This window comes from Pseudomonas zeae, assembly GCF_014268485.2.
GTDB lineage: Bacteria > Pseudomonadota > Gammaproteobacteria > Pseudomonadales > Pseudomonadaceae > Aquipseudomonas > Aquipseudomonas neuropathica.
The window spans coordinates 2265773-2285594 of sequence record NZ_CP077090.1 but is presented as its reverse complement, the minus strand read 5'-3'; the positions used below and the strand labels follow the sequence as shown (position 1 = coordinate 2285594).

At 56.9% G+C, this 19822-nt stretch carries 14 protein-coding genes; 12 read left to right on the top strand and 2 right to left on the bottom strand.

All coding sequences use genetic code 11. From position 1 onward, the window contains the following. Positions 1–132: 132 nt before the first annotated feature. Complete coding sequence (locus tag HU754_RS10140) at positions 133–1299, bottom strand: aminotransferase-like domain-containing protein (protein ID WP_116256627.1); 1167 nt, start codon at positions 1297–1299, stop codon at positions 133–135. A gap of 82 nt (positions 1300–1381) precedes the next feature. Between HU754_RS10140 and HU754_RS10135 the strand changes: the two genes are divergently transcribed. The 8 genes from HU754_RS10135 (at position 1382) to HU754_RS10100 (ending at position 15747) form a co-directional block, all read left to right on the top strand. Continuing rightward, complete coding sequence (locus HU754_RS10135) at positions 1382–1828, top strand: MarR family winged helix-turn-helix transcriptional regulator (protein ID WP_093441687.1); 447 nt, start codon at positions 1382–1384, stop codon at positions 1826–1828. A 291-nt stretch (positions 1829–2119) separates the two neighbouring features. Next, positions 2120–3469 carry an NCS2 family permease gene (locus tag HU754_RS10130; RefSeq protein WP_007914003.1) on the top strand — a complete coding sequence of 450 codons (1350 nt, stop codon included), beginning with the start codon at positions 2120–2122 and terminating at the stop codon, positions 3467–3469. 90 nt (positions 3470–3559) lie between these two features. Continuing rightward, entirely contained in the window at positions 3560–4189 is a 630-nt protein-coding gene (locus HU754_RS10125; RefSeq protein WP_186624384.1) for a LysE family translocator, read from the top strand. A gap of 234 nt (positions 4190–4423) precedes the next feature. Beyond that, positions 4424–7969 carry a calcium-binding protein gene (locus tag HU754_RS29405; RefSeq protein ID WP_225919971.1) on the top strand — a complete coding sequence of 1182 codons (3546 nt, stop codon included), beginning with the start codon at positions 4424–4426 and terminating at the stop codon, positions 7967–7969. Positions 7970–8119: 150 nt separating this feature from the next. Continuing rightward, complete coding sequence (locus HU754_RS10115) at positions 8120–9964, top strand: hypothetical protein (RefSeq protein ID WP_186624385.1); 1845 nt, start codon at positions 8120–8122, stop codon at positions 9962–9964. A 247-nt stretch (positions 9965–10211) separates the two neighbouring features. Continuing rightward, a complete protein-coding gene (locus tag HU754_RS10110; RefSeq protein WP_186624386.1) occupies positions 10212–11885 on the top strand; it encodes a hypothetical protein in 1674 nt (557 codons plus the stop codon). An 80-nt stretch (positions 11886–11965) separates the two neighbouring features. Then, positions 11966–13810 carry a response regulator gene (locus HU754_RS10105; RefSeq protein WP_186624387.1) on the top strand — a complete coding sequence of 615 codons (1845 nt, stop codon included), beginning with the start codon at positions 11966–11968 and terminating at the stop codon, positions 13808–13810. A 50-nt stretch (positions 13811–13860) separates the two neighbouring features. Further along, on the top strand, positions 13861–15747 hold the full coding sequence (locus HU754_RS10100; protein ID WP_186624388.1) for a hypothetical protein: 1887 nt from the start codon (positions 13861–13863) through the stop codon (positions 15745–15747). A 133-nt stretch (positions 15748–15880) separates the two neighbouring features. Here HU754_RS10100 and uraH read toward each other — a convergent pair whose 3' ends face one another. Beyond that, positions 15881–16234: a hydroxyisourate hydrolase gene (gene uraH / locus HU754_RS10095; RefSeq protein WP_003223171.1), complete on the bottom strand. Its 354-nt coding sequence runs from the start codon at positions 16232–16234 to the stop codon at positions 15881–15883. A gap of 421 nt (positions 16235–16655) precedes the next feature. Here uraH and puuE point away from each other — a divergent pair, with 421 nt between their 5' ends. The 4 genes from puuE to HU754_RS10075 all read left to right on the top strand — a co-directional run bounded on the left by puuE (position 16656) and on the right by HU754_RS10075 (position 19800). Continuing rightward, complete coding sequence (gene puuE, locus HU754_RS10090; protein WP_093441662.1) at positions 16656–17582, top strand: allantoinase PuuE; 927 nt, start codon at positions 16656–16658, stop codon at positions 17580–17582. Next, positions 17579–18094 carry a 2-oxo-4-hydroxy-4-carboxy-5-ureidoimidazoline decarboxylase gene (gene uraD / locus HU754_RS10085; RefSeq protein ID WP_064391195.1) on the top strand — a complete coding sequence of 172 codons (516 nt, stop codon included), beginning with the start codon at positions 17579–17581 and terminating at the stop codon, positions 18092–18094. The genes puuE and uraD overlap by 4 nt, the downstream gene beginning before the upstream one ends. Positions 18095–18181: 87 nt before the next feature. Beyond that, a complete protein-coding gene (alc, locus tag HU754_RS10080) occupies positions 18182–19177 on the top strand; it encodes an allantoicase (RefSeq protein WP_007913974.1) in 996 nt (331 codons plus the stop codon). Between the two features lie 119 nt (positions 19178–19296). After that, complete coding sequence (locus HU754_RS10075; protein WP_034151759.1) at positions 19297–19800, top strand: ureidoglycolate lyase; 504 nt, start codon at positions 19297–19299, stop codon at positions 19798–19800. Positions 19801–19822 lie beyond the last annotated feature (22 nt).

Genomic DNA, 19822 nt, shown 5'->3' with positions numbered 1-19822 from the left:
CGCGAGCAGGCTCGCTCCCACCCTTTGGAATGCATTTCCACTGTGGGCGCGAGCCTGCTCGCGAAGGGGCCCTCTCAGCCACCGCAAATCCCAGACAAAAATAAACCGGCCCATGAGCCGGTTTATTTGTTTTCAGGCCGCTTTCTCTAGCAGCGCCTGGCGCACCACCGCCGCCAATCGCTTGAGCCCTTCATCCAGTCGTGCCGGATCGATGTGGCTGAAATTCAAGCGCAAATGCCCAAGGTTGTTATCCGGATCCGGAAAGAACGGCTCCCCCGGCATAAACGCCACGTCATTGGCCAACGCCTCATTGAGCAACGTTCGCGTATCCAGCGGCTGCTTCAACGTCAGCCAGAAAAACAGCCCGCCCTGCGGCATGTTCCAGTCGGCCAGATCAGCAAAGTGCGTTTCCAGCGCCGCCTGGAAGGCATCGCGCCGTTGCCGATAGAAGCCGCGCAACTCGCTCAGATGCTGCTGATACTTGTCGCTGCCGATCCATTGCAGGGCCTGCCACTGACCGATGCGGTTGGTATGCAGATCTGCCGATTGCTTGAGTTTGAGCAGATGCGGGAACAGGTCCGGGCTGGCGATCAGGTAGCCGACGCGTAAACCGGGCAACAAGGTTTTCGACACGGTGCCGGTGTAGATCCAGCTCGCCTTCTGCAGACGCCCGGCAATCGGCTTGGCGCTGCCACCATCGAAAGTCAGCTCGCGGTAGGGTTCGTCCTCGATCAGGGTGACGCCGAATTCGTCGAGCAATGCCGCTACGGCTGCACGCTTGGCTTCGCTGTAACGCACGGCGGACGGATTCTGGAACGTCGGGATCAGGTAAATGAACGCTGGCCGGTGCTGTTCGAGACGACTGCGCAATTGCGCCAGATTCGGGCCGTCGGCTTCTTGCGGCACGGTCAGGCAATCGGCGCCGAACAGCTGGAAAATCTGCAATGCAGCGAGATAGGTCGGCGCTTCAAGCAGAATTTCCGTGCCCTTGTCGATGTACAGCTTGGCCGCCAGATCGAGGGTTTGCTGCGAGCCGCTGACCACCAGTACCTGACTTGCGGTGCACTCCAGGCCCAGCGCCCTCGCCTCCGCTGCCAAGGCTTCGCGCAATGCCGGTTCGCCTTCGCTCATGCCGTATTGGCCGAGCGACAGCGGCATGTCAGCCCACTCGACCTTCGGCAGCATCGCTTCGGCCGGCAAGCCACCAGCGAACGACATGACCTCCGGACGCTGGGCGGCGGCAAGGATTTCACGGATCAAAGAACTTTTAAGGCGCGCGACACGTTCGGAAAAAGCCATGGAAGTCACCGGTAGCGAGGCATGGGAAAAATGAGTCAAACTGGTTGACTGAAATTACGACAGCTTGAGCGAGTACGTCAATATGCTTGACCTTAAAAACCCCGCGAGCCAACAACAGGCGATGGAAGCGTTTTTCTTCGGCTATCAAGCCTTCACCGCCAAGGCTGATGAAATGCTCGAGCGCCGCGGGCTGTCGCGGGTACATCAGCGAATTGTGTTTTTCATCGCTCGATACCCGAATTTGAGCGTGAAGGAATTGCTGGGATTGCTTGGCGTGAGCAAGCAGGCCTTGAACATGCCGTTGCGGCAGTTACAGGAAATGCATCTGGTCGACAGCGTGGCGTCCGAGGCCGACAAGCGAAAGCGTCTGCTGGAATTGACGGCCGAAGGCGCGAAGTTTGAACAGGCGCTGCGGCGTGAGCAGGTGAAATTACTGGAGCGAGTGTTTGCCGAGGCTGGCGAGGCGGCGGTGAATGGCTGGTTGGCGGTGAATATGGCACTGGGGAAAAGTCAGACGGCTCTCGATTGAATGGGACTGCCTCTTCGCGGGCAAGCTCGCTCCCACAGGGGAACGCATTCCAAACGTGGGAGCGAGCCTGCTCGCGAAGGGGCCAGTGCAGGCGATATACCCCTATTGACGGAACTTTCGTAAACAAAACCAAAAACAATATTTGCTTTATTTGTACACAAAAGCATAATCCACAGCGTGCGAGTTCCTGACCGCATGGTCAACAAATTCGCGTATGCCTCAAAGGGCCGCTGCCACCCCTCATGGGTCCGGCCCTGGAAATAACAATAAAACTCTTGAGGAGTACTCGCTGTGGAAAGCCGCAAATCCGAAGCATCGACGCTGGACCTCTCGCCGCCATTACGCAGTGGCTTGCTGGAACGTCTGTTTAAACTCAGCTTGCATGGCACCACGGTGAAGACCGAGCTGATTGCCGGTCTGACAACCTTCATCACCATGGCTTACATCATCTTCGTCAACCCGAACATCATGGCCGATGCCGGGATCGACCATGGTGCAGCCTTCGTCGCCACCTGTATCGCCGCCGCGCTGGGCTGCCTGTTGATGGGCCTGTACGCCAACTGGCCAGTGGGTCTGGCGCCGGGCATGGGCCTCAACGCGTTCTTCACTTACACCGTGGTCGGCACCATGGGCTACAACTGGGAAACTGCACTGGGTGCGGTGTTCGTCTCCGGTGTGCTGTTCATGATCCTGACTTTCTCGCGGATTCGCGAGTGGCTGCTGAACAGCATTCCAGTCAGCCTGCGCTTTGCGATGGGTGCCGGTGTCGGTCTGTTTCTTGGCCTGATCGGCCTGAAAACCGCGGGTATCGTCGTCGATAGCCCGGCCACACTGATCAAACTCGGCTCCCTGCGCGAACCCGGCCCACTGCTCGCGGCCATCTGCTTTCTGATGATCGCGATCCTCAGCTACCACCGAGTTTTCGGCGCAATCCTCATCAGCATCATCACCGTGACCCTGGCCGGTTGGGGCCTGGGCATCGTGCACTACGAAGGGATCATGTCGACCCCGCCAAGTCTGGCTCCGACCTTCATGGCCATGAACGTCGCCGGCGTGTTTAACGTCAGCATGATCAGCGTGGTACTGGCCTTTCTCTTTGTGCACATGTTCGACACCGCCGGCACGCTGATGGGCGTCGCCCAGCGCGCCAATCTGGTGAATGCTGACGGCCGTATCGAAAACCTCTCCCGCGCGATGAAAGCCGACAGTGCGTCCAGCGTGTTCGGTGCCGTGGTCGGTGTTCCGCCAGTCACCAGTTATGTAGAAAGTGCCGCTGGTGTAGCCGCTGGTGGTCGGACTGGTCTTACCGCAGTCACCGTAGGTGTGCTATTTATAGCGGCGATGTTCTTCGCACCGCTGGCCGGCATGATTCCCGCTTACGCCACCGCCGGTGCACTGATCTATGTGGCGATGCTGATGATGGGCGGCATGGCCCACATCGAATGGGACGAAGCCACTGACGCCATCCCGGCCATCGTCACCGCGATCATGATGCCACTGACCTTTTCGGTCGCCGACGGCATCGCGCTGGGCTTCATCACCTACGTGGCGTTGAAGGCCGGTACCGGCAAGTACAAGGAAATTTCCGTGAGCCTGTGGGTGCTCTGCGCGATCTTCATCGCCAAGTTCATCTTCTTGTAAGCGTCACGCGGTTCAAGCTTCAACACAGCCTCACCCAATCGGGTGGGGCTTTTGCACATTCTTGAGTACAACAAAAAAAGGAGGAAAGTGATGAGTCTGGAAACCTGGCTGCTGTTCAACGGCGCTGCATTGGTGGTGATCCTGATTCCGGGGCCACTGTCGTTGTTGATGATCAGCAACAGTCTGAATTATGGGTTGCGCCGTTCTTATCCGGCATTTCTCGGTGGCGTATTCGCCTCTATCTGCCTGCTCAGTGCTTCGGCGTTGGGGCTGGGTGCCTTGTTGCTGGCATCGGAGCAACTGTTCAGTGCCCTGAAAATCGTCGGCGGACTCTATCTGTTCTATCTGGCCTGGCAGAGCTGGCAGCAATCGCGCCAGCCATCAGTCGGCGCCGTCGTGCCACAAGCTGCCGCCGTTCCACGGTTTCGCGCGTTGTTCGGGCGCGCCTTTGTACTGGGCGCCAGCAACCCGAAAGACATCCTGTTCTTCGCCGCTTTCCTGCCGCAATTCCTCAGCGCCGAACAGCCCTTCCTGCCGCAGTTGCTGGTGATGATCGCCACCTGGACCCTGCTGGATCTGCTGTGCAAGCTGGCCTACGGACTCGGAGCCCACGGCGCAGCGCGTTACTTGCGCAGTGGCAAAGGACAGAGCTGGTTCAACCGGATCAGTGCCGGCTTGTTCGGAGGCGCCGGCGCAGCATCGTTGCTCAGCAGTCACTGAGACATTTGGATCACAAACTTTTTATTTATCTGTAGCCATACCTGACTTGAAAAACTCAGGTCAGGGATGGCATTCGCAGCGACCGCTCGTGTTGCTCGCGACATCTCCCCGCCGCCACAACTGCATCCCTCAAGCGCAATACACAGCAACAACCCGTTGATGTACATCGTTCAAAAGGCGACCGTACTATCACGACTCAAATAAATAAAAACCCGCCAGAACAAGGAAGTTCACATGGCCACCCTGATACGTAAAGCGTCATTGGAAACTGCAGAAATCACCGACGCCGTCGTCATCGCCGACATGCGTTTCGAGAGCAATGAACATCATCTTTCGACCATTGACTTCAAACCCGAAACTGATGAAACAACCAGCATCAAAGTAAAAAGCAAAGTCGATCAATTGAAAATAGTCGACTCCGTATTCGGCCCGCTGCAAATCGGCAGTATTTCAATAACACGAGTGTCACTTGATGCCTTGGGCGCCACGTTTGACGGCCAGCCACTGAGCGGCAAAAGCACCTTTTTCCGGGTACCCAAGCGATCTTTCATCAACGCGTTGCAGTTCAGTGCTGTCGACATTGAACACCATATGAAATCGTCAACAGGCAAGGACAGTTATTTGTTGACGACACTGCTTTTCGAAATGGCCAGCGAACGCCCACTGACGGCCCCTCATCTGATAAGAGAAAGTTCGCAAGTCTCTACAGACGAAGGTAACTACCGTAGCAAATTGGTAAAACTACTGGATTCCGCACAGAAACTGGACCTGTATCACGCAAACCTGCCCAAACATAATCCTCGCTGGGTGTCCCTGGCGAAAAGTTACGCCGCGCTCGGTTCGAGTGTCGGCATCCAGGCTTTCGGCATATTCATGGGTTTACGCGGTGTGGTGGATGCTATCAAAGCAAACAACACCACCGAAGTCGCCATCAACAGCTTGGGTATTGGTACGGAAGTGGGTTCCATTGTTGTTGACATCGCCGTCAGCAAAATTGCGTCGAATATGCTCTCGGCCGGGCAAGGCGCCCTGATGGATTTTGCCAAAACCCGGTTTGCCCTGAGGCTGGGTCGCTCCGGCGGTTTGATCGGCGGCGCACTGACATTGCCGTTCGATATCTTCACCGCTGTCAGATCGATCAATGCCGCTGAAAATGCCGTCGGAAAAGAAGCCATGGACCATTACGTGAGCGCTGGATTGAGTATTACCAGCGCGGCCATGACGGTCATCCTCGGTGCGGCAGCGTTGGCAGGCTTTTCATTTGCAGGCCCGGTCGGGCTTGCAGCTGGAGCAATCCTGGCCATCGGATCGCAAATTTATGGCGCGGTACGCGTGGTCGACGACATTGATGACTACATCGAACTGACGCTGGACGAGCGCTGGCGCACAGGCTGGTTTTCGTTCTGCATGATGGACCCTGACCAGGCCGTGCAAAACCGCTATCTGCTGGCAAAAACCAGGCTCCAACACGCGAAACAATTGAAAGAAACAGCCAGAAAACTGTTGGATGGGCAACTAAAGGACACAACCGAAGCCATCGTTAATGGCAAGTTTGAAGTCCACCTCAAACCCTCCCGAGTGCGCAAGCGTAACTGGTGGACCAAACGAGACAGTTGGGAAACGATCCAGGTTCCCGAGATCAAGGGAGGCGATGACATCATTGACGCCCGCAACGGGGTTTCCAAGGATACGCCTGGTGCAGAGTTGGGTACGGTTGGCGAAAACAAGGGCATTCTCTGGTTCATCAGCGAGGGCCAGGACTCAATCAAGGGCGTTGAAAACAAACCCAACAGCTTTCACTACCGATCGGGAAAAAAACAGCTGACCGGGGGTGAGAAAGACGACCGCTTCGTGTTCGAGGGTGCAGGGGATCTGCTTGTACAGGATGCCCAGATTTCTGAGTATTCAACACTGAAAGGCGGCGCAGGCAACGACACGCTTGTTCTGGCTGGAAGCAATTACACCCGCCGCACCGATAGAAAAGGCTATGACGTCGATCTGCTGGCCCAAACCCTGCAGGTAATCGCAACCGATCCGTCTGCCGAAGAGGGTGAAAAATATACTCTCCACAGCCTTCTGGAAAGTATCGAGAATGTTGAAACGGTCAGCGGGGCCATCAGTGTTGTGACCGGTTCGGATAAACGCAACATCATTAATTCGCGCGGCCAGGACACCATCAATGCGGGGCCCGGAAATGATCAAATCCATCTGACGTATCCCGGAGCAACAGCCTCGGGTGAGGCTGGCATTGACGAATACATCATTGACCACAAACCAGGCCGTATTGCCATCATCGAAGACGGCACAGAAGAAAGTATTGTTCTGCTCAACTGGAAATACGAACTGATCGAAAGCTGGGCAATCGAGAATGGCGCGCTGATCATCAGTTCCCGATTCGCATTTGCGGACGACCCGAAAAGTGTCGTGATCATTCAAGGCCTGTATAAGAAAGACGCAAACAACTTCGTATTGCAGAATAATAAATTCACGTTCATGACCGGCGACGGCTACTCGTTAAAACTGCCTGACGTCCCCGACCTGCCCGACAGCATCGAAAATGGCCACAACCTCGAAATCGAAGTCGTCGTTGTAAAAAAAGGAACACCCGAAAGACCCCTTATCCTCCACGCTCCCGAGTGCCTGATCGATCATCAGCGTGATGCGAGTTACTACCTGCCAAGGTCCAGGAAAAACACGACACTCCGGTTGGTGAAACGTGCTGAAGCGGTGGTTCGTCTGCATCTTGATTACGACATCAGCGAACTGACACAGGTTGAAGCGCACTTTACCTCGGGAGAGAAGAAGTCAAATGGAGAACTTTTTGCGGGATGCGACCTGATTTATCACTTCGGCCAAAACACACTGAAATTTGGCTTGTTCGCCTATGCGGAAGGTGGATTTGATCCCAGAAACATGATCAGGATCTTGCGAACCATGGCCGCACGTCCCAACTACCGGGTTGTGCTCATTTTTAAAGGTGGCGTCACGGTCAATTTGCAGCTGACACCGGAAACCGATGTTTGCCCCCTTGAAAGCCATAATCCGAATGATTTTGATACTTGGACGACGCAGCTCTCACTACCACTGCCACGGCGCACAGATCAGACGCCTTTTGAGTTACCTGAAACCAAACCCTTCAAATTCGACAGGGCGGGATGCGGTTCGCTTTTTTCCTATCCCGAGCAAACCTCGATCCAGAATCTTGAAGGTACTGGTTCCACCTACCTGATTCACCTGGTTGCCGATATAGCAATCAGATTGTCTACCCCGGGAGCACTCGCAAACGCCCCTGCCAGACTGCCTTACTCTTCCACCTGGGACCTCGACGCGACGAAACTCGGCAAGGTCGAGATCAGGCTGGAAAATAACCAGCTGCACATCGGCACCTGCATTATTCATTTGCCCGAGTACGAAAGCGAAGACCTGATCGATCAGGTCCGTGTCATTACCGAGAAAGGGGTTGTCCATACCGTCGATCTTTCTTTCGACAGGGTTTACCTGGATGGTCTGGATGCCCGCTTCTTTGAAGACCCCGACTCGGCAAAAGACTTGCCCGAGGCCCTTGCAGCAATGGCCAATCAAGAGATCAAAGTGAGAAACATCGTGCTCGCCGACAATCGTCCCGAGGCACTGAGCTACAACTTTCCCGCACACGGCTGGATCCTGCGCAGAGACAAATCTCGCGTTGAATACTCAGCACTGCAAGTGGTCAATCGGTGCAGCCATCAAGACCTCACCCTCTTTGCACAGCCGCCGTTGATGACTGTTCCCCCTGCTTGACGCGCCACACACCCGTCAAAAACCGATAACCGCGTGCGCACTCCGAAGTGCAGTAACCGAACATCTCCACAGGGATGCGGACGAGTGCGCCTGAAAAATGCGCTGAGGCACTTACGTGCCCGCGCATCATCACTCAACGAGTAACTTCACATGGCCAAACAACCCAAAAAAGTTCCTGTGACAGTGGCAGCAGATACCCCTGTTACAACCAGACCTGCACAGCCAGGCTCGGGGACTCGCGTCACTGCAAACCTGCCTGACCCAGCGCTGCCGGGCGTCGACTCGACCACGGGACCTCCCGGTATCGCCACCACTCGCCCGCCCGCCGTCATCGTCAGTGATATGCCCGATACCTACCGTGCCGCCCGCAGTGCAATCGCCTGGCCACAGGATCGATTGCACGAGCTGATACCAAGCGGAGAAAACACGGGTCTGTTCACCGGCCCGGATCAACGAACCTACGCGCAAATCGGCAACGAAGGCCGGTTTGTCGTCGAACGGGATCTGCAAGGCAACTATTACGTTCCGCTGACCTTTGCACCGGGTGTTCCCGGCCCGGTACTGACCAGGATTGAAGGCCAGGCCAGCTGGCACATCCAGCGCCCCGGCTGGCAATCAACACAGTCTCGCCCCGACACCCCTGCCACGCCACCGTCCCTCTCCTACCTTGCGCCTGATGACGCAAAAACGCTGACCAGAGCAGAACTCTCAACGGGGGGACTTCGATACAACAAACTCAAACATGCCTTCGTCGATACCGCAGACGGCACAGTCATGGTTCGGAAAAACCAGCAAGGTGAATATCAATTGACCTCGGCAACAAGCAGAGACTTGCCCGATGTATTTTTTCAACAGATTCCCGGAACGGTGCTCTGGCGCCGCAAGCATCCGCACTTGCCAACCCCCGACCATCCCGCTGCAGGCAGGTCGCGGCCAATGGCCGAAGCAGACGAACCGCAACCCGGCCCAAGCAAACGCGCGCGGGTCAACGTCCCCGAACAACCACTAGCACCAATAACCTTAGGCGCCAGCGCTCCAGCCGAGCAAACACCGTTTTTCTGGCTACCCTGGGGCCATCTGAACAAACCAGCGCAGGTGGAGTCGGTGCAGCTCGGCTGGTTTCATTATCCGGTGGTGCCGAAGGGTTCCACCCCTAACCCCAAAGTCTTCTTTGTGCAACATCCTGACTTTGTGCCAACACACTTCGATGCGTTTGAACAAATGCTCCGTACGGCGCCCTCGATGCAGCCTGTTGCAACATTTCGCATCGGTAACGATCCGGGAGAAATACACCCTGGAAAACGTTTCTTCGATGAACCGATATCGCAGTCGGTAGCCAAGACATTCCCTGATTTCTCTGATGACACGGCACGGGCTGTCGCCAGAAGGCTGTTCGAACTCGCGGACAACACACCGATGATTACCGGCACCGGGCTGGTCAACATTCAGGCAGTCCTGCATCAGTGGAAACAACGGCCATTTCCCACCGCACCTGCGTATGCCGACCCGCTGAACATGCTGGCAGTGGCACCCGCCATCGATTTCAACGGGAAAAAACTCATCCGCATACCCTCCCAGGTCGACGGCGAACTGCAACGACTCAGCTTCGATCCCAAGCATTTTCCCGTCGAGTGGAACCACTACAAAACCTACCCGACCGACCTGAACCTCAGACGCCTGCTTGGCGCCCTGTTGGTTCGCAGCGGCTATGACATATTTCCCCTGACATACGAACACCGCATGCCAACGCTGGTATTCAGGCGCGGAACCAGTGAGCGGATTTATTTCATGAAACTGGGTGTGGTGGATCATGTCGGCCTGTCCCATACCCCCGGCAATGAACTGGCAGAACCCAGCCTGCCGGCCAGGATAGGCAACGAGGCGTTTCACGCCCTGGCCACCGCGACCATGGAAAACAAAGTGGTCTGGCTCATCGGGGGCGTATTGAAGGTTGAGTCGACTCCGGATTCGGTGTTCGTGCTCAGGGAGCGCTGAGATCCCGCTACGACTCGCACCGGCCCTGCCGGCGCGAGTCGGCATGACTTTCGAACGCCTCGAAACACCCTGCAGCAATTGCCCTCATCGCCATACATATATACCGCACGCCGTGGCGAGTTTTTGCCGAACATCACGCCTTTGAAGCCAATGGGTCGGGCAAACACGATGCCGCGCAATTGCACATCGAATCCGCTTCCCGAATATCCGGCCGCATCACTGATCAGCGATTCATCGGAGCAAATCCATGGCAAAACCACCCAGGAAAATTCCTCGCACGGCGTCACCTGAGGCGTCTGGCCGAGCAACCAATCCTTTACCTGTTCCACTGGCAGCACTTCCCGGTGAACCGGGTCATTCCACTCCCCACACCGAAGCCACTTCATCACACGCGTTGCCAGAAGCGCCCGCCGACCGCCCCAGCGTCATCGTCGGTCGTCCGTTCACCCGGCATCGCCAATTGAGCGAAGCGCGAACCTCTGATTGGGTGAGGCAGCAATCCATCGAAACCGGACAGTCTGCGCTGGCCGGTGCTTCCAGCAGCGAAAGGCCAGCGCATCCGGTCTATATCGACCCCGAATCGGCCACCCGACTGAAGCTGCAACCAGGGTCTGAAGAAGGGTTTCGCTACGACAAACGCAAGAAACCCTACGTCGAAATGCTCGGCGGCATGGTCATGGTGAGCAAAGCTGCGGAAGGCTGGCGACAGACACATGCCGGGGAATCAACCCCGACGGGACAAAGAGTGGAACAGATTCCGGGGACAAAACTCTGGCGTGAAATCGACACGCCGCAGCAAGGCGACCCAGCCGTAATCAATCCACTGTCCACCGAAAGGCCCGATGCCGTACCCGGCCCGAGCAAGCGCCAACGCCTGGACGAACAGAGCCATGTTGCGACCGGTACCAGCACGCTGGTCGAACATCTGTTAGCCCAGCCGGGCGTCGCCCTGGATCTTTCCGCCGGTCAGTGGAGAAACTGGGGGAAGTCCACAAAACCCGATTCAGGCGAGTCGATAGAGATCGACGGGCAACACTTTCAGATCGTCACGCAAGGTGTCAGTGCCGATACCGAACTGGTCTATTTGCAACACCCGGGATTTGCACCGGACCGCTATGACGCGTTCGAAAACATGCTGCGTCACGAGCCTTCGCGCCAACCGAAATGGGCACTGAAACGCGAAGGCCAATGGAAGGTTCTGGACAACGCTCCACCGTTCGAAATGTCCGCCACTCAATATGTTTCCGCCGCCTGCAACTATCTGTCCGAGCAGGCGACCAGCAACCTCGCGCGGGCGGTATTCGATCGGCTTTCACTGCCTCAGGGCATCAACGCCCATGGACTTTCGGCGATGGCGCTGACCTTCCGCCACTGGCTGGACAGGGTGAATCACGAGCCCCCGCTACACGGACTGGCGGACCCTTTGATGATGCTGCCAAAACTGCCGACATCGCCCGGCCATCTGGCAGGCGGCCGCTTGCTCACACTGCCTGCGCACAACTCAGCCGTATTACAGCGCCTGGATTTCGACCCACAACGGTTTCCTCAGGAGTGGGCCTCCTATGCAGCAGCGCCGACGCCAGGAAACCTGCGCGGATTGATGGCGACCATTCTGCAACACAACGGCTACAGCATTAATCCGACCACGCACCGACTCAGTGAAGGTGCATTGATTTTTTACCGCCCAGGCGTTGCCGCTCTATTCGTGTTGAAGCTGCCACCCATCGCTGGCAATCAGGTTACTCGCACCACACCCGCAGGTACCGAACTCATCGACCCCGCCTATCTGACGAGGCTCAGCGTGTCGCAAAAACAGATGCTGGAGGGCCAGTTGGCTCACACCGAAGTCATCCATCTGGTGGGGGGTATACAACCCATATCCGCTGATTACCCGACGCTGTTCATTGTGAGAGAGGGCTGAGCCGCTGCTGAACGCCTGAACGGTACGTCCGCAAGTCCGGACACCTGCACCCCCACAATCCAAATCAAGAGATTCAGTTAATGGTCAAACCACCAAAGCGTGTGGCCGGTGTTATTGCGCCTGACACACGCCCAAATGCCGCTGGCATTGTCCCCAGAATCCCCGGCGAAACCACGCAATCCTCTGCAGACCTGCCGAGCAATTCCGGGCGTCAACAGCCAGTGCAGGTCCACGAGGCATCTGCCGTCTACCCCGTGTCGGTAGCGGCCGCTCTGCGCGCCATCAGCTGGCCTGCCGATCAAGTGCACCTGCTACAACGGCTGGATCCCGACAGCGGATTGTTCACCAGCCCGGAGGGAAAACTGTACGCCCATGTTGAAAATGCGGGGCATCTGCTGGTCGAAATCCATCACGATGGCCGCTTCCGGATTCCCTTCAACTTCACTCCGCATCTGGCGGGTCCTTTCCTGATCAAAACCGAGCGCCAGCCAGTCTGGACCTTCGAACGACCCAGTTGGCTGGCGCACAACCCAGACAATGACGGGCCAGCTGCAGCCGCTGAGCGTATCCCCGGGGAACAGCCGATCTACCTCGCCCCCGATGCCGCCGCCCTGCTCTCCCCCCGCCTGCAAACACCGGACGGCGTTCGCTACGACAAGCACCGAAAAACCTATATCGATACCGCAGAAGGAACCGTCATGGTGCGTAAAAACGCCAACGGTCACTATCAGCAGACCTCCGCGACGGCGCGCGAAGTATCCGCTCTATTGTTCGAACAGATTCCCGGGACGCGACTGTGGCGCCGCAAGACCGGGCTAACCGATTTGCCTGCGCAACGCCCGCCGCAGGAAAAACGCAAAACCTCGACCGAGACGTCGGACCCCATGGCCGGCCCCAGCAAACGCCCGCATCAGGAAGAAGGGACAGACGCCACCCGGGCGCTGACCGAAAGCCTGCTCTCGGACAACCCTGACGCGATCAACTTGAGTTTCGGTTTATGGCGAAACTGGGGACACCGTGTCCGACCAGCGTTGGGTCAGCATATCGAGATCGACGGGCAGTATTACCGGGTGATGCAACAAGACCTGAATGCCAACCCGCGACTGGTTTACCTGCAGCATCCGTTGTTCTCGCCCGCCCTGTATGACGCTTTCGAATACATGCTGCGGGACAACCCGTCGCTGCAGCCCAAGTGGGCGGTTAAACAAAACCACCAATGGACGGTCCTCGACAGTGTCGTGCCCTTCGAGATGCCGATCACCCGGTACATCGCCAGAACCTTCAAATACTTGTCGGATCAATCCGTCAATTCACTCGCCCGGGCCATGTTCAATCAGGCGAACCGATCGGAAATCATCATTGCCCCAGGTCTGGCGCTGATGAACCAGGTGTTTGGTTACTGGGCCAACAGGGATCGGCGCAGAGCACCGAATCGAGAGCTGGCCGACCCGCTCCTCATGTTGCGCCCTCTGTCCGGACCGGAACCCACCTTGGCGATTCCTGCTTCGCTGGGTGAAGGCCTGATGCGACTGGATTTTGATCCCGGGCGCTTCTCTCGCCACTGGAACGAGTACGCCACGACGCCCACTGCGGCCAATCTGCGCAGGCTGTTCCGACAGATTCTGGAGGATGACGGTTACGTGGTGAGCAACCCGACAAACACGCTTGCGGAAAACGAATTGTTGTTTTACCGCGAGAAAATCGATCACGTGTTCGTACTGAAACTGCCACCTGTTAACGACGGGCGCCTGCAGCGATTTCGGCCTGAGCGTTTTGAGAACAATGAAGTCGTGCTGCAAACATCCAGCAGCGAACCAAAGCCTTTGTCGACTTACCGCACAGAAAAAAAGATCAGCTACCTGCTCGGCGGCACCCAGACAGATGTTCTGGGGCAGACAACGCTGTTCATTTTCAAAGACCAATGACCGCGCAGGACAGTCAACCAAAAAACATGAACAGCTTAGAGATACTTCAAATGACCAAACCCACAAAGACTACAGTCCGCCCTGCTTCGCCCGACACCTCGGCGATCAACAGATCTGCCGCTGGCAATGGCAGCCTCAAAAACACTCAGGGTTCTGACATTTTTGCGCCAGGTACGAAACAACTGCCCGACACTTCTAATCCCGGTACGTCTGGCAGTGAAATGGCAGGCGCCCCACGCGTGGTGGTGAGTTACATAACGGATCCGCTGCTCACCGAAACCAATGCCAGACTGGCCGAGATATCCCTGCCGATATTACAAGCCGCTCTTCTACAGCCGCACAAATCCGTCGACGGGTTATTCGTGGCCCCGGGCGGCCAGATTTACGCGCACCTGGAAGACGGCCGGCATTACCGGGTTGAACTCAACACCGCCGGTCACTACCAGATTCCCTGGCCCGCGGCTCCGGGCGTGACACCACCCATTCTGAAAAAAATCCACGGCCAGTCACGTTGGCGCATCGAGGCACAGTGGTACGCGGCTCACTCCAGACAGAGGAGTCTGTCTGCGCAGCCACGGACTGCCGAACCACTACAAGCGATCATCCTCGTCGACCCGCACCTGGCGACCCTTCTGCCTGCCGCGCGGGAGTCCCTGGACGGTATTCGCAAAGGGCCGCGTGGGAAAACCTATGTCGATATCGCCGAAGGAACCGTCCTGGTTCGCAGGAACGAACAAGGCGAATACAAACTGGCTTCAGCAACAACGATCAATGTGCCGGATATAGCGTTCGAGCAGATTCCCGGGCAATTCGTCTGGCGCCGTAAATTGCAGACGACTACAGAGACACAACAAGCTCCACAAGCAGGCAGTTCCCGTGCCCTGCCCCGGTCACAAAAGCCCGGCCCGAGTCCAAGTAAACGCCCTCGACTGCCAGAAGACAGTGATCCTCTCAATCCCTTCGTACTCATGGGCATCAGTGAATTATGGAAAGGCTGGGGAACCACGACGAAACCGTCAGCCGGCGACTCCATCGAAATCGGCGGCAAGCACTTTGCGATACTTGACCAGCCGAGCCACGCCATTGACGCCTTTGCCTTCATCAAGCCGCCACAGTTTTCTGCTACTCGTTTCGATGCTTTCGAACAGTTGCTGCTGAGCAATCCTGAGTTGCAACCCAGGGCGGCAGTGAAGTGGGAGGGCAATACGGGGCATGGCAGTCAGGCATGGAGAATCGTGGAGAGTCGGCCATTTGAGAAAAGCCTGACTCAATATGTCAGCGATCAGTTCCCCTATCTTTCCGATCACTCTGCAAGTAAAGCCGCACGGGAGATGTTCAACCGAGCCAGTCACTCCGAGAAAATAACAGGGTCCGGGATCAGTGCATTGTTCGAGACGTTCAAGTACTGGGAAAATCGCTCTATTTTCACGGGTGATAACAGAGTCGCTCGTCAAGACTTGAGCGACCCGCTGATGCTCCTCTCGCCGCTTGCGACTGACGTAAATGGTTACATGCGTATGCCGCTACCTTCCGCTGAAGGTCTGCGAAGAATCGACTTCAACCCGAAACTGTTCTCCGGCTCGCAACACCAAAGGGGTCGCCGAACAACGCGAACACTGTTCAAAGATCTTCTTAGTGCACACGGCTACTCCATTGCCCATGATTTCGGCGCCAACCAGGGGAATGCCTTATTGATCAAGCGAACGGGGGTTGATCCTGTTTTCATCCTGTTCATGGACAGGATTCAAAACAACACTGTTTTTCTCCCTGATCCAGTTGCCTGGCTGAAGAAAAGAGTCTTTGTCGACAACATGGACGTACAGGTCAAAGACGAGTTGATGGTGCATTTGCACACCAACAGAATCGTTTTTTTGCTGGGCACCAACGAGCCTCTCCCCACTCACGAACATAACCTTATTGTCACCCGACACAGCTGAATGAGCTCCGGAGTTCTCTGCAGCACAGGCGGGCAGATTACTCAGGCATAAAAAAGCCCGCAGTGTGAGCGGGCGAAAGACCAAAGAAGCTATATGCGCAGTCGCTTCCCGGTGGGGGGCAGCTGCTTGGGGGTCAGCTGCCCCGGTACGTGGAATAGCTGTAAGGCGAAATCAGCAATGGCACGTGGTAGTGATCCTGTTCGGCAGAGATGCCGAAGCGCAGTACAACCACGTCCAGAAATGCCGGCTCCGGCAACTGAACGCCGCGGGCGCGGTAGTAATCGCCAGCGTGGAACTGAACCTGATAAACCCCGGTACGATAATCATCGCCTTGCAGCAGCGGCGCATCGACCCGGCCATCGCTGTTGGTTATCGCACTGGCGACCAATTCCAGGTGCGAACCTTCAACGCGGTACAGCTCGACCTTGATCGAACTGCCCGGGCAACCGTGTGCAGCGTCCAAAACGTGTGTTGTCAAACGTCCCATTGATTCTGCGCGCCTGCCTGCGTGGAAGCAGTCAGACCTCGCGCCTCCCGAAGTCAGATAAAAAGGAGACCGCACCGATTCGGAGCACGAAAAGCTGCGGCGAGCGACTGATTAAGACACTTCTCAAAAAAATTGTACACAATAAAAACGACATTTTTCACACCACCCCCGCCAATCGGGGGTTTCCCCGCGTTCTGCCAGCAACACGCCTATACATTGCACCTCCTATCCATTAACTGACTGGTCAGGCAGGTTTCTTGCAGGCTCACGCCAATACCAGGAAAAGATGACAGTCGGCGAAAAATGCGAAAATTCAGGCTTACAAATTGCGAATAAAGTTGTATACAATCAGCCCATCGCTGTGACGCCAGCCTGCCAGGCCGCCACACCCATCTGTCAACGAATAAGAAGGAAGACTGCAGTGAGCGCTGACTACCCACGCGACCTGATCGGTTACGGCAGTAACCCTCCTCACCCACACTGGCCGGGCAATGCCCGCATCGCTCTGTCGTTCGTACTCAATTACGAAGAAGGCGGCGAGCGCAATATCCTGCACGGCGACAAAGAATCCGAAGCCTTCCTCTCCGAAATGGTTGCCGCTCAGCCGCTGCAAGGCGCGCGTAACATGAGCATGGAATCGCTTTACGAGTATGGCAGCCGCGCCGGCGTCTGGCGGATTCTGAAACTGTTCAAGGAATTCGACATTCCGTTGACCATCTTCGCCGTGGCCATGGCCGCTCAGCGCCACCCGGATGTGATCCGCGCGATGGTTGATGCCGGCCACGAGATCTGCAGCCACGGCTACCGCTGGATCGACTATCAGTACATGGACGAAGCGCAGGAGCGTGAGCACATGCTCGAAGCGATCCGCGTCCTCACCGAAATCACCGGCGAGCGCCCACTGGGCTGGTACACCGGCCGCACTGGCCCGAACACCCGTCGCCTGGTCATGGAAGAAGGTGGTTTCCTCTACGACTGCGACACTTACGACGATGACCTGCCCTACTGGGAACCGAACAACCCGACCGGCAAGCCGCATCTGGTGATCCCGTACACCCTCGACACCAACGACATGCGCTTCACCCAGGTGCAAGGTTTCAACAAGGGTGACGACTTCTTCGAATACCTCAAAGACGCGTTCGACGTGCTTTACGCCGAAGGTGCCGAAGCGCCGAAGATGCTCTCGATCGGTCTGCACTGCCGCCTGATCGGCCGTCCGGGTCGCCTCGCTTCGCTCAAACGCTTTATCGAATACGCCAAAAGTCATGAACAGGTGTGGTTCAGCCGTCGCGTCGACATCGCGCGTCACTGGCACGAAACCCACCCGTACCAAGAGGCCGCGAAATGAGCCGCTTTCAAACCCTGCAACCGTCGACCCTGAGCCGCGACGCTTTCGTCAACGCCTTCGCCGACATCTACGAACATTCGCCATGGGTGGCCGAGAAGGCCTACGACCTGGGTGCGGACGCTTCGATCGACGAGATCGAAACCCTGCACCAGCGCATGAGCGACATCCTGTTGAGCGCTGATCACGCCAGTCAGCTGGCACTGATCAACGCTCACCCGGACCTGGCCGGCAAAGCGGCCGTCCAGGGCCAACTGACCGAAGCCAGCACCAATGAACAGGCTGGCGCCGGTATTCACCAATGCACGGCCGAAGAGTTCCAACGCTTCACCGAGCTGAACGACGCCTACAAAGCCAAGTTCAAGTTTCCCTTCATCATGGCGGTAAAAGGCAGCAACCGGCATCAGATCCTCGCGGCGTTCGAAACGCGCATTCACAACTCGCAAGACACCGAGTTCAAATGCGCGCTGGCGGAGATCAACAAGATCGCCCTGTTCCGTTTACTGACTCTTTAGCAAGCCTGACCCGAGTACATCAAACGCGGAGAGTACCCAGGGTCCTGCAAGCATCCCCAGCCACTTTTTTAAAGGCAGACAAGAAGAATGAAAGCTTACGCCGTACCTTTCGAAAAATTCGTCAACCTGGCCGATGCCCGTCTGGGCACCAAAATCATTTCGGTCACCGATGACTGGTTCGCAGACGCCAATCGTCTGTTCCAACCGACCCCGGCCGTATGGAAGGAGGGCGTGTTCGATGACAACGGCAAGTGGATGGACGGCTGGGAATCACGCCGCAAGCGCTTCGAAGGCTTCGACAGCGCCGTAATCCGTCTGGGCGTACCGGGCTCGATCAAAGGCGTGGACATCGATACTTCATTCTTCACCGGCAACTTCCCGCCATCGGCCTCTCTGGAAGCGTGCTTCCTGGCGTCGGGCGAGCCTGATGAAAACACCCAGTGGACTGAAGTGCTGTCGGCCGTCGAGCTGCAGGGCAACAGCCACCACTACCACGAAATCAGCAACGACCAAGCGTTCAGCCACCTGCGCTTCAACATCTACCCGGACGGCGGTGTCGCCCGTCTGCGCGTGTACGGCATTCCGTTCCGCGATTGGTCCGCTGTGGGTGACAACGAGCAAGTCGATCTGGCAGCAGCCCTGAATGGTGGCCGCGCCCTCGCCTGCTCCGACGAACACTTCGGCCGCATGAGCAACATCCTCAACCCGGGCCGTGGCATCAACATGGGCGACGGCTGGGAAACTGCACGTCGTCGCACGCCAGGCAATGACTGGGTCATCGTCGCGCTGGGTCACCCGGGCGAGATCGAGAAGATCGTCGTCGACACCCTGCACTTCAAAGGCAACTACCCGGACACTTGCTCGATCCAGGGTGCGTTCGTCAAAGGTGGTACTGACAGCCAGATCGAAACCCAGTCGCTGTTCTGGCGTGAACTGCTGCCAAGCCAGAAGCTGGAAATGCACGCCGAACACACCTTCGTCGAGCAGATCAAGGCGCTGGGCCCGATCACCCACATTCGCCTGAACGTGTTCCCGGATGGTGGTGTGAGTCGCCTGCGCGTTTTGGGCAAGGTCGCTAAATAAGGTTGAACCCATTCGCGAGCAAGCTCGCTCCCACAAGGTATTGCATTCCACAGGTGGGAGCGAACCTGCTCGCGAAGGCGTCAGAACAGTCAACACAGAATTCGGATAAGAAGAACAGCATGCGCACACTAACGATTGAACCGCTGAGCAAAGAAGCCTTCGCCCCTTTCGGTGACGTGATCGAAACCGACGGCAGCGATCACTTCATGATCAACAACGGTTCGACCATGCGCTTCCATAAACTGGCGACGGTCGAAACCGCTCAGCCTGAGGACAACGCGATCATCAGCATCTTCCGCGCCGACGCGCAGGACATGCCGCTGACCGTTTGCATGCTGGAACGCCATCCGCTGGGCAGCCAGGCTTTCATTCCGCTGCTCGGCAACCCCTTTCTGATCGTGGTCGCGCCAGTTGGCGATGAACCTGTATCAGGCTTGGTCCGCGCCTTCGTCACCAACGGCAGGCAGGGCATTAATTACCATCGCGGCGTTTGGCACCATCCGGTGCTGACGATCGAAAAGCGGGATGACTTCCTGGTGGTTGATCGCAGTGGCACAGGCAATAACTGCGATGAGCATTTTTTCAAAGAGGATGAGCGTTTGATCCTCGCCCCCCACCAATAAGAGAAGGTCTGATCACTCGACA

Bases quoted from the DNA above. Each gene is read 5' to 3' on its own strand.
- HU754_RS10135 (WP_093441687.1), top strand. From the start codon at position 1,382: ATGCTTGACCTTAAAAACCCCGCGAGCCAACAACAGGCGATGGAAGCG.
- HU754_RS10110 (WP_186624386.1), top strand. From the start codon at position 10,212: ATGGCAAAACCACCCAGGAAAATTCCTCGCACGGCGTCACCTGAGGCG.
- HU754_RS10140 (WP_116256627.1), bottom strand. From the start codon at position 1,299: ATGGCTTTTTCCGAACGTGTCGCGCGCCTTAAAAGTTCTTTGATCCGT.
- HU754_RS10075 (WP_034151759.1), top strand. From the start codon at position 19,297: ATGCGCACACTAACGATTGAACCGCTGAGCAAAGAAGCCTTCGCCCCT.
- HU754_RS10125 (WP_186624384.1), top strand. From the start codon at position 3,560: ATGAGTCTGGAAACCTGGCTGCTGTTCAACGGCGCTGCATTGGTGGTG.
- uraD (WP_064391195.1), top strand. From the start codon at position 17,579: ATGAGCCGCTTTCAAACCCTGCAACCGTCGACCCTGAGCCGCGACGCT.
- HU754_RS10100 (WP_186624388.1), top strand. From the start codon at position 13,861: ATGACCAAACCCACAAAGACTACAGTCCGCCCTGCTTCGCCCGACACC.
- HU754_RS10115 (WP_186624385.1), top strand. From the start codon at position 8,120: ATGGCCAAACAACCCAAAAAAGTTCCTGTGACAGTGGCAGCAGATACC.
- HU754_RS10105 (WP_186624387.1), top strand. From the start codon at position 11,966: ATGGTCAAACCACCAAAGCGTGTGGCCGGTGTTATTGCGCCTGACACA.
- uraH (WP_003223171.1), bottom strand. From the start codon at position 16,234: ATGGGACGTTTGACAACACACGTTTTGGACGCTGCACACGGTTGCCCG.
- alc (WP_007913974.1), top strand. From the start codon at position 18,182: ATGAAAGCTTACGCCGTACCTTTCGAAAAATTCGTCAACCTGGCCGAT.
- HU754_RS29405 (WP_225919971.1), top strand. From the start codon at position 4,424: ATGGCCACCCTGATACGTAAAGCGTCATTGGAAACTGCAGAAATCACC.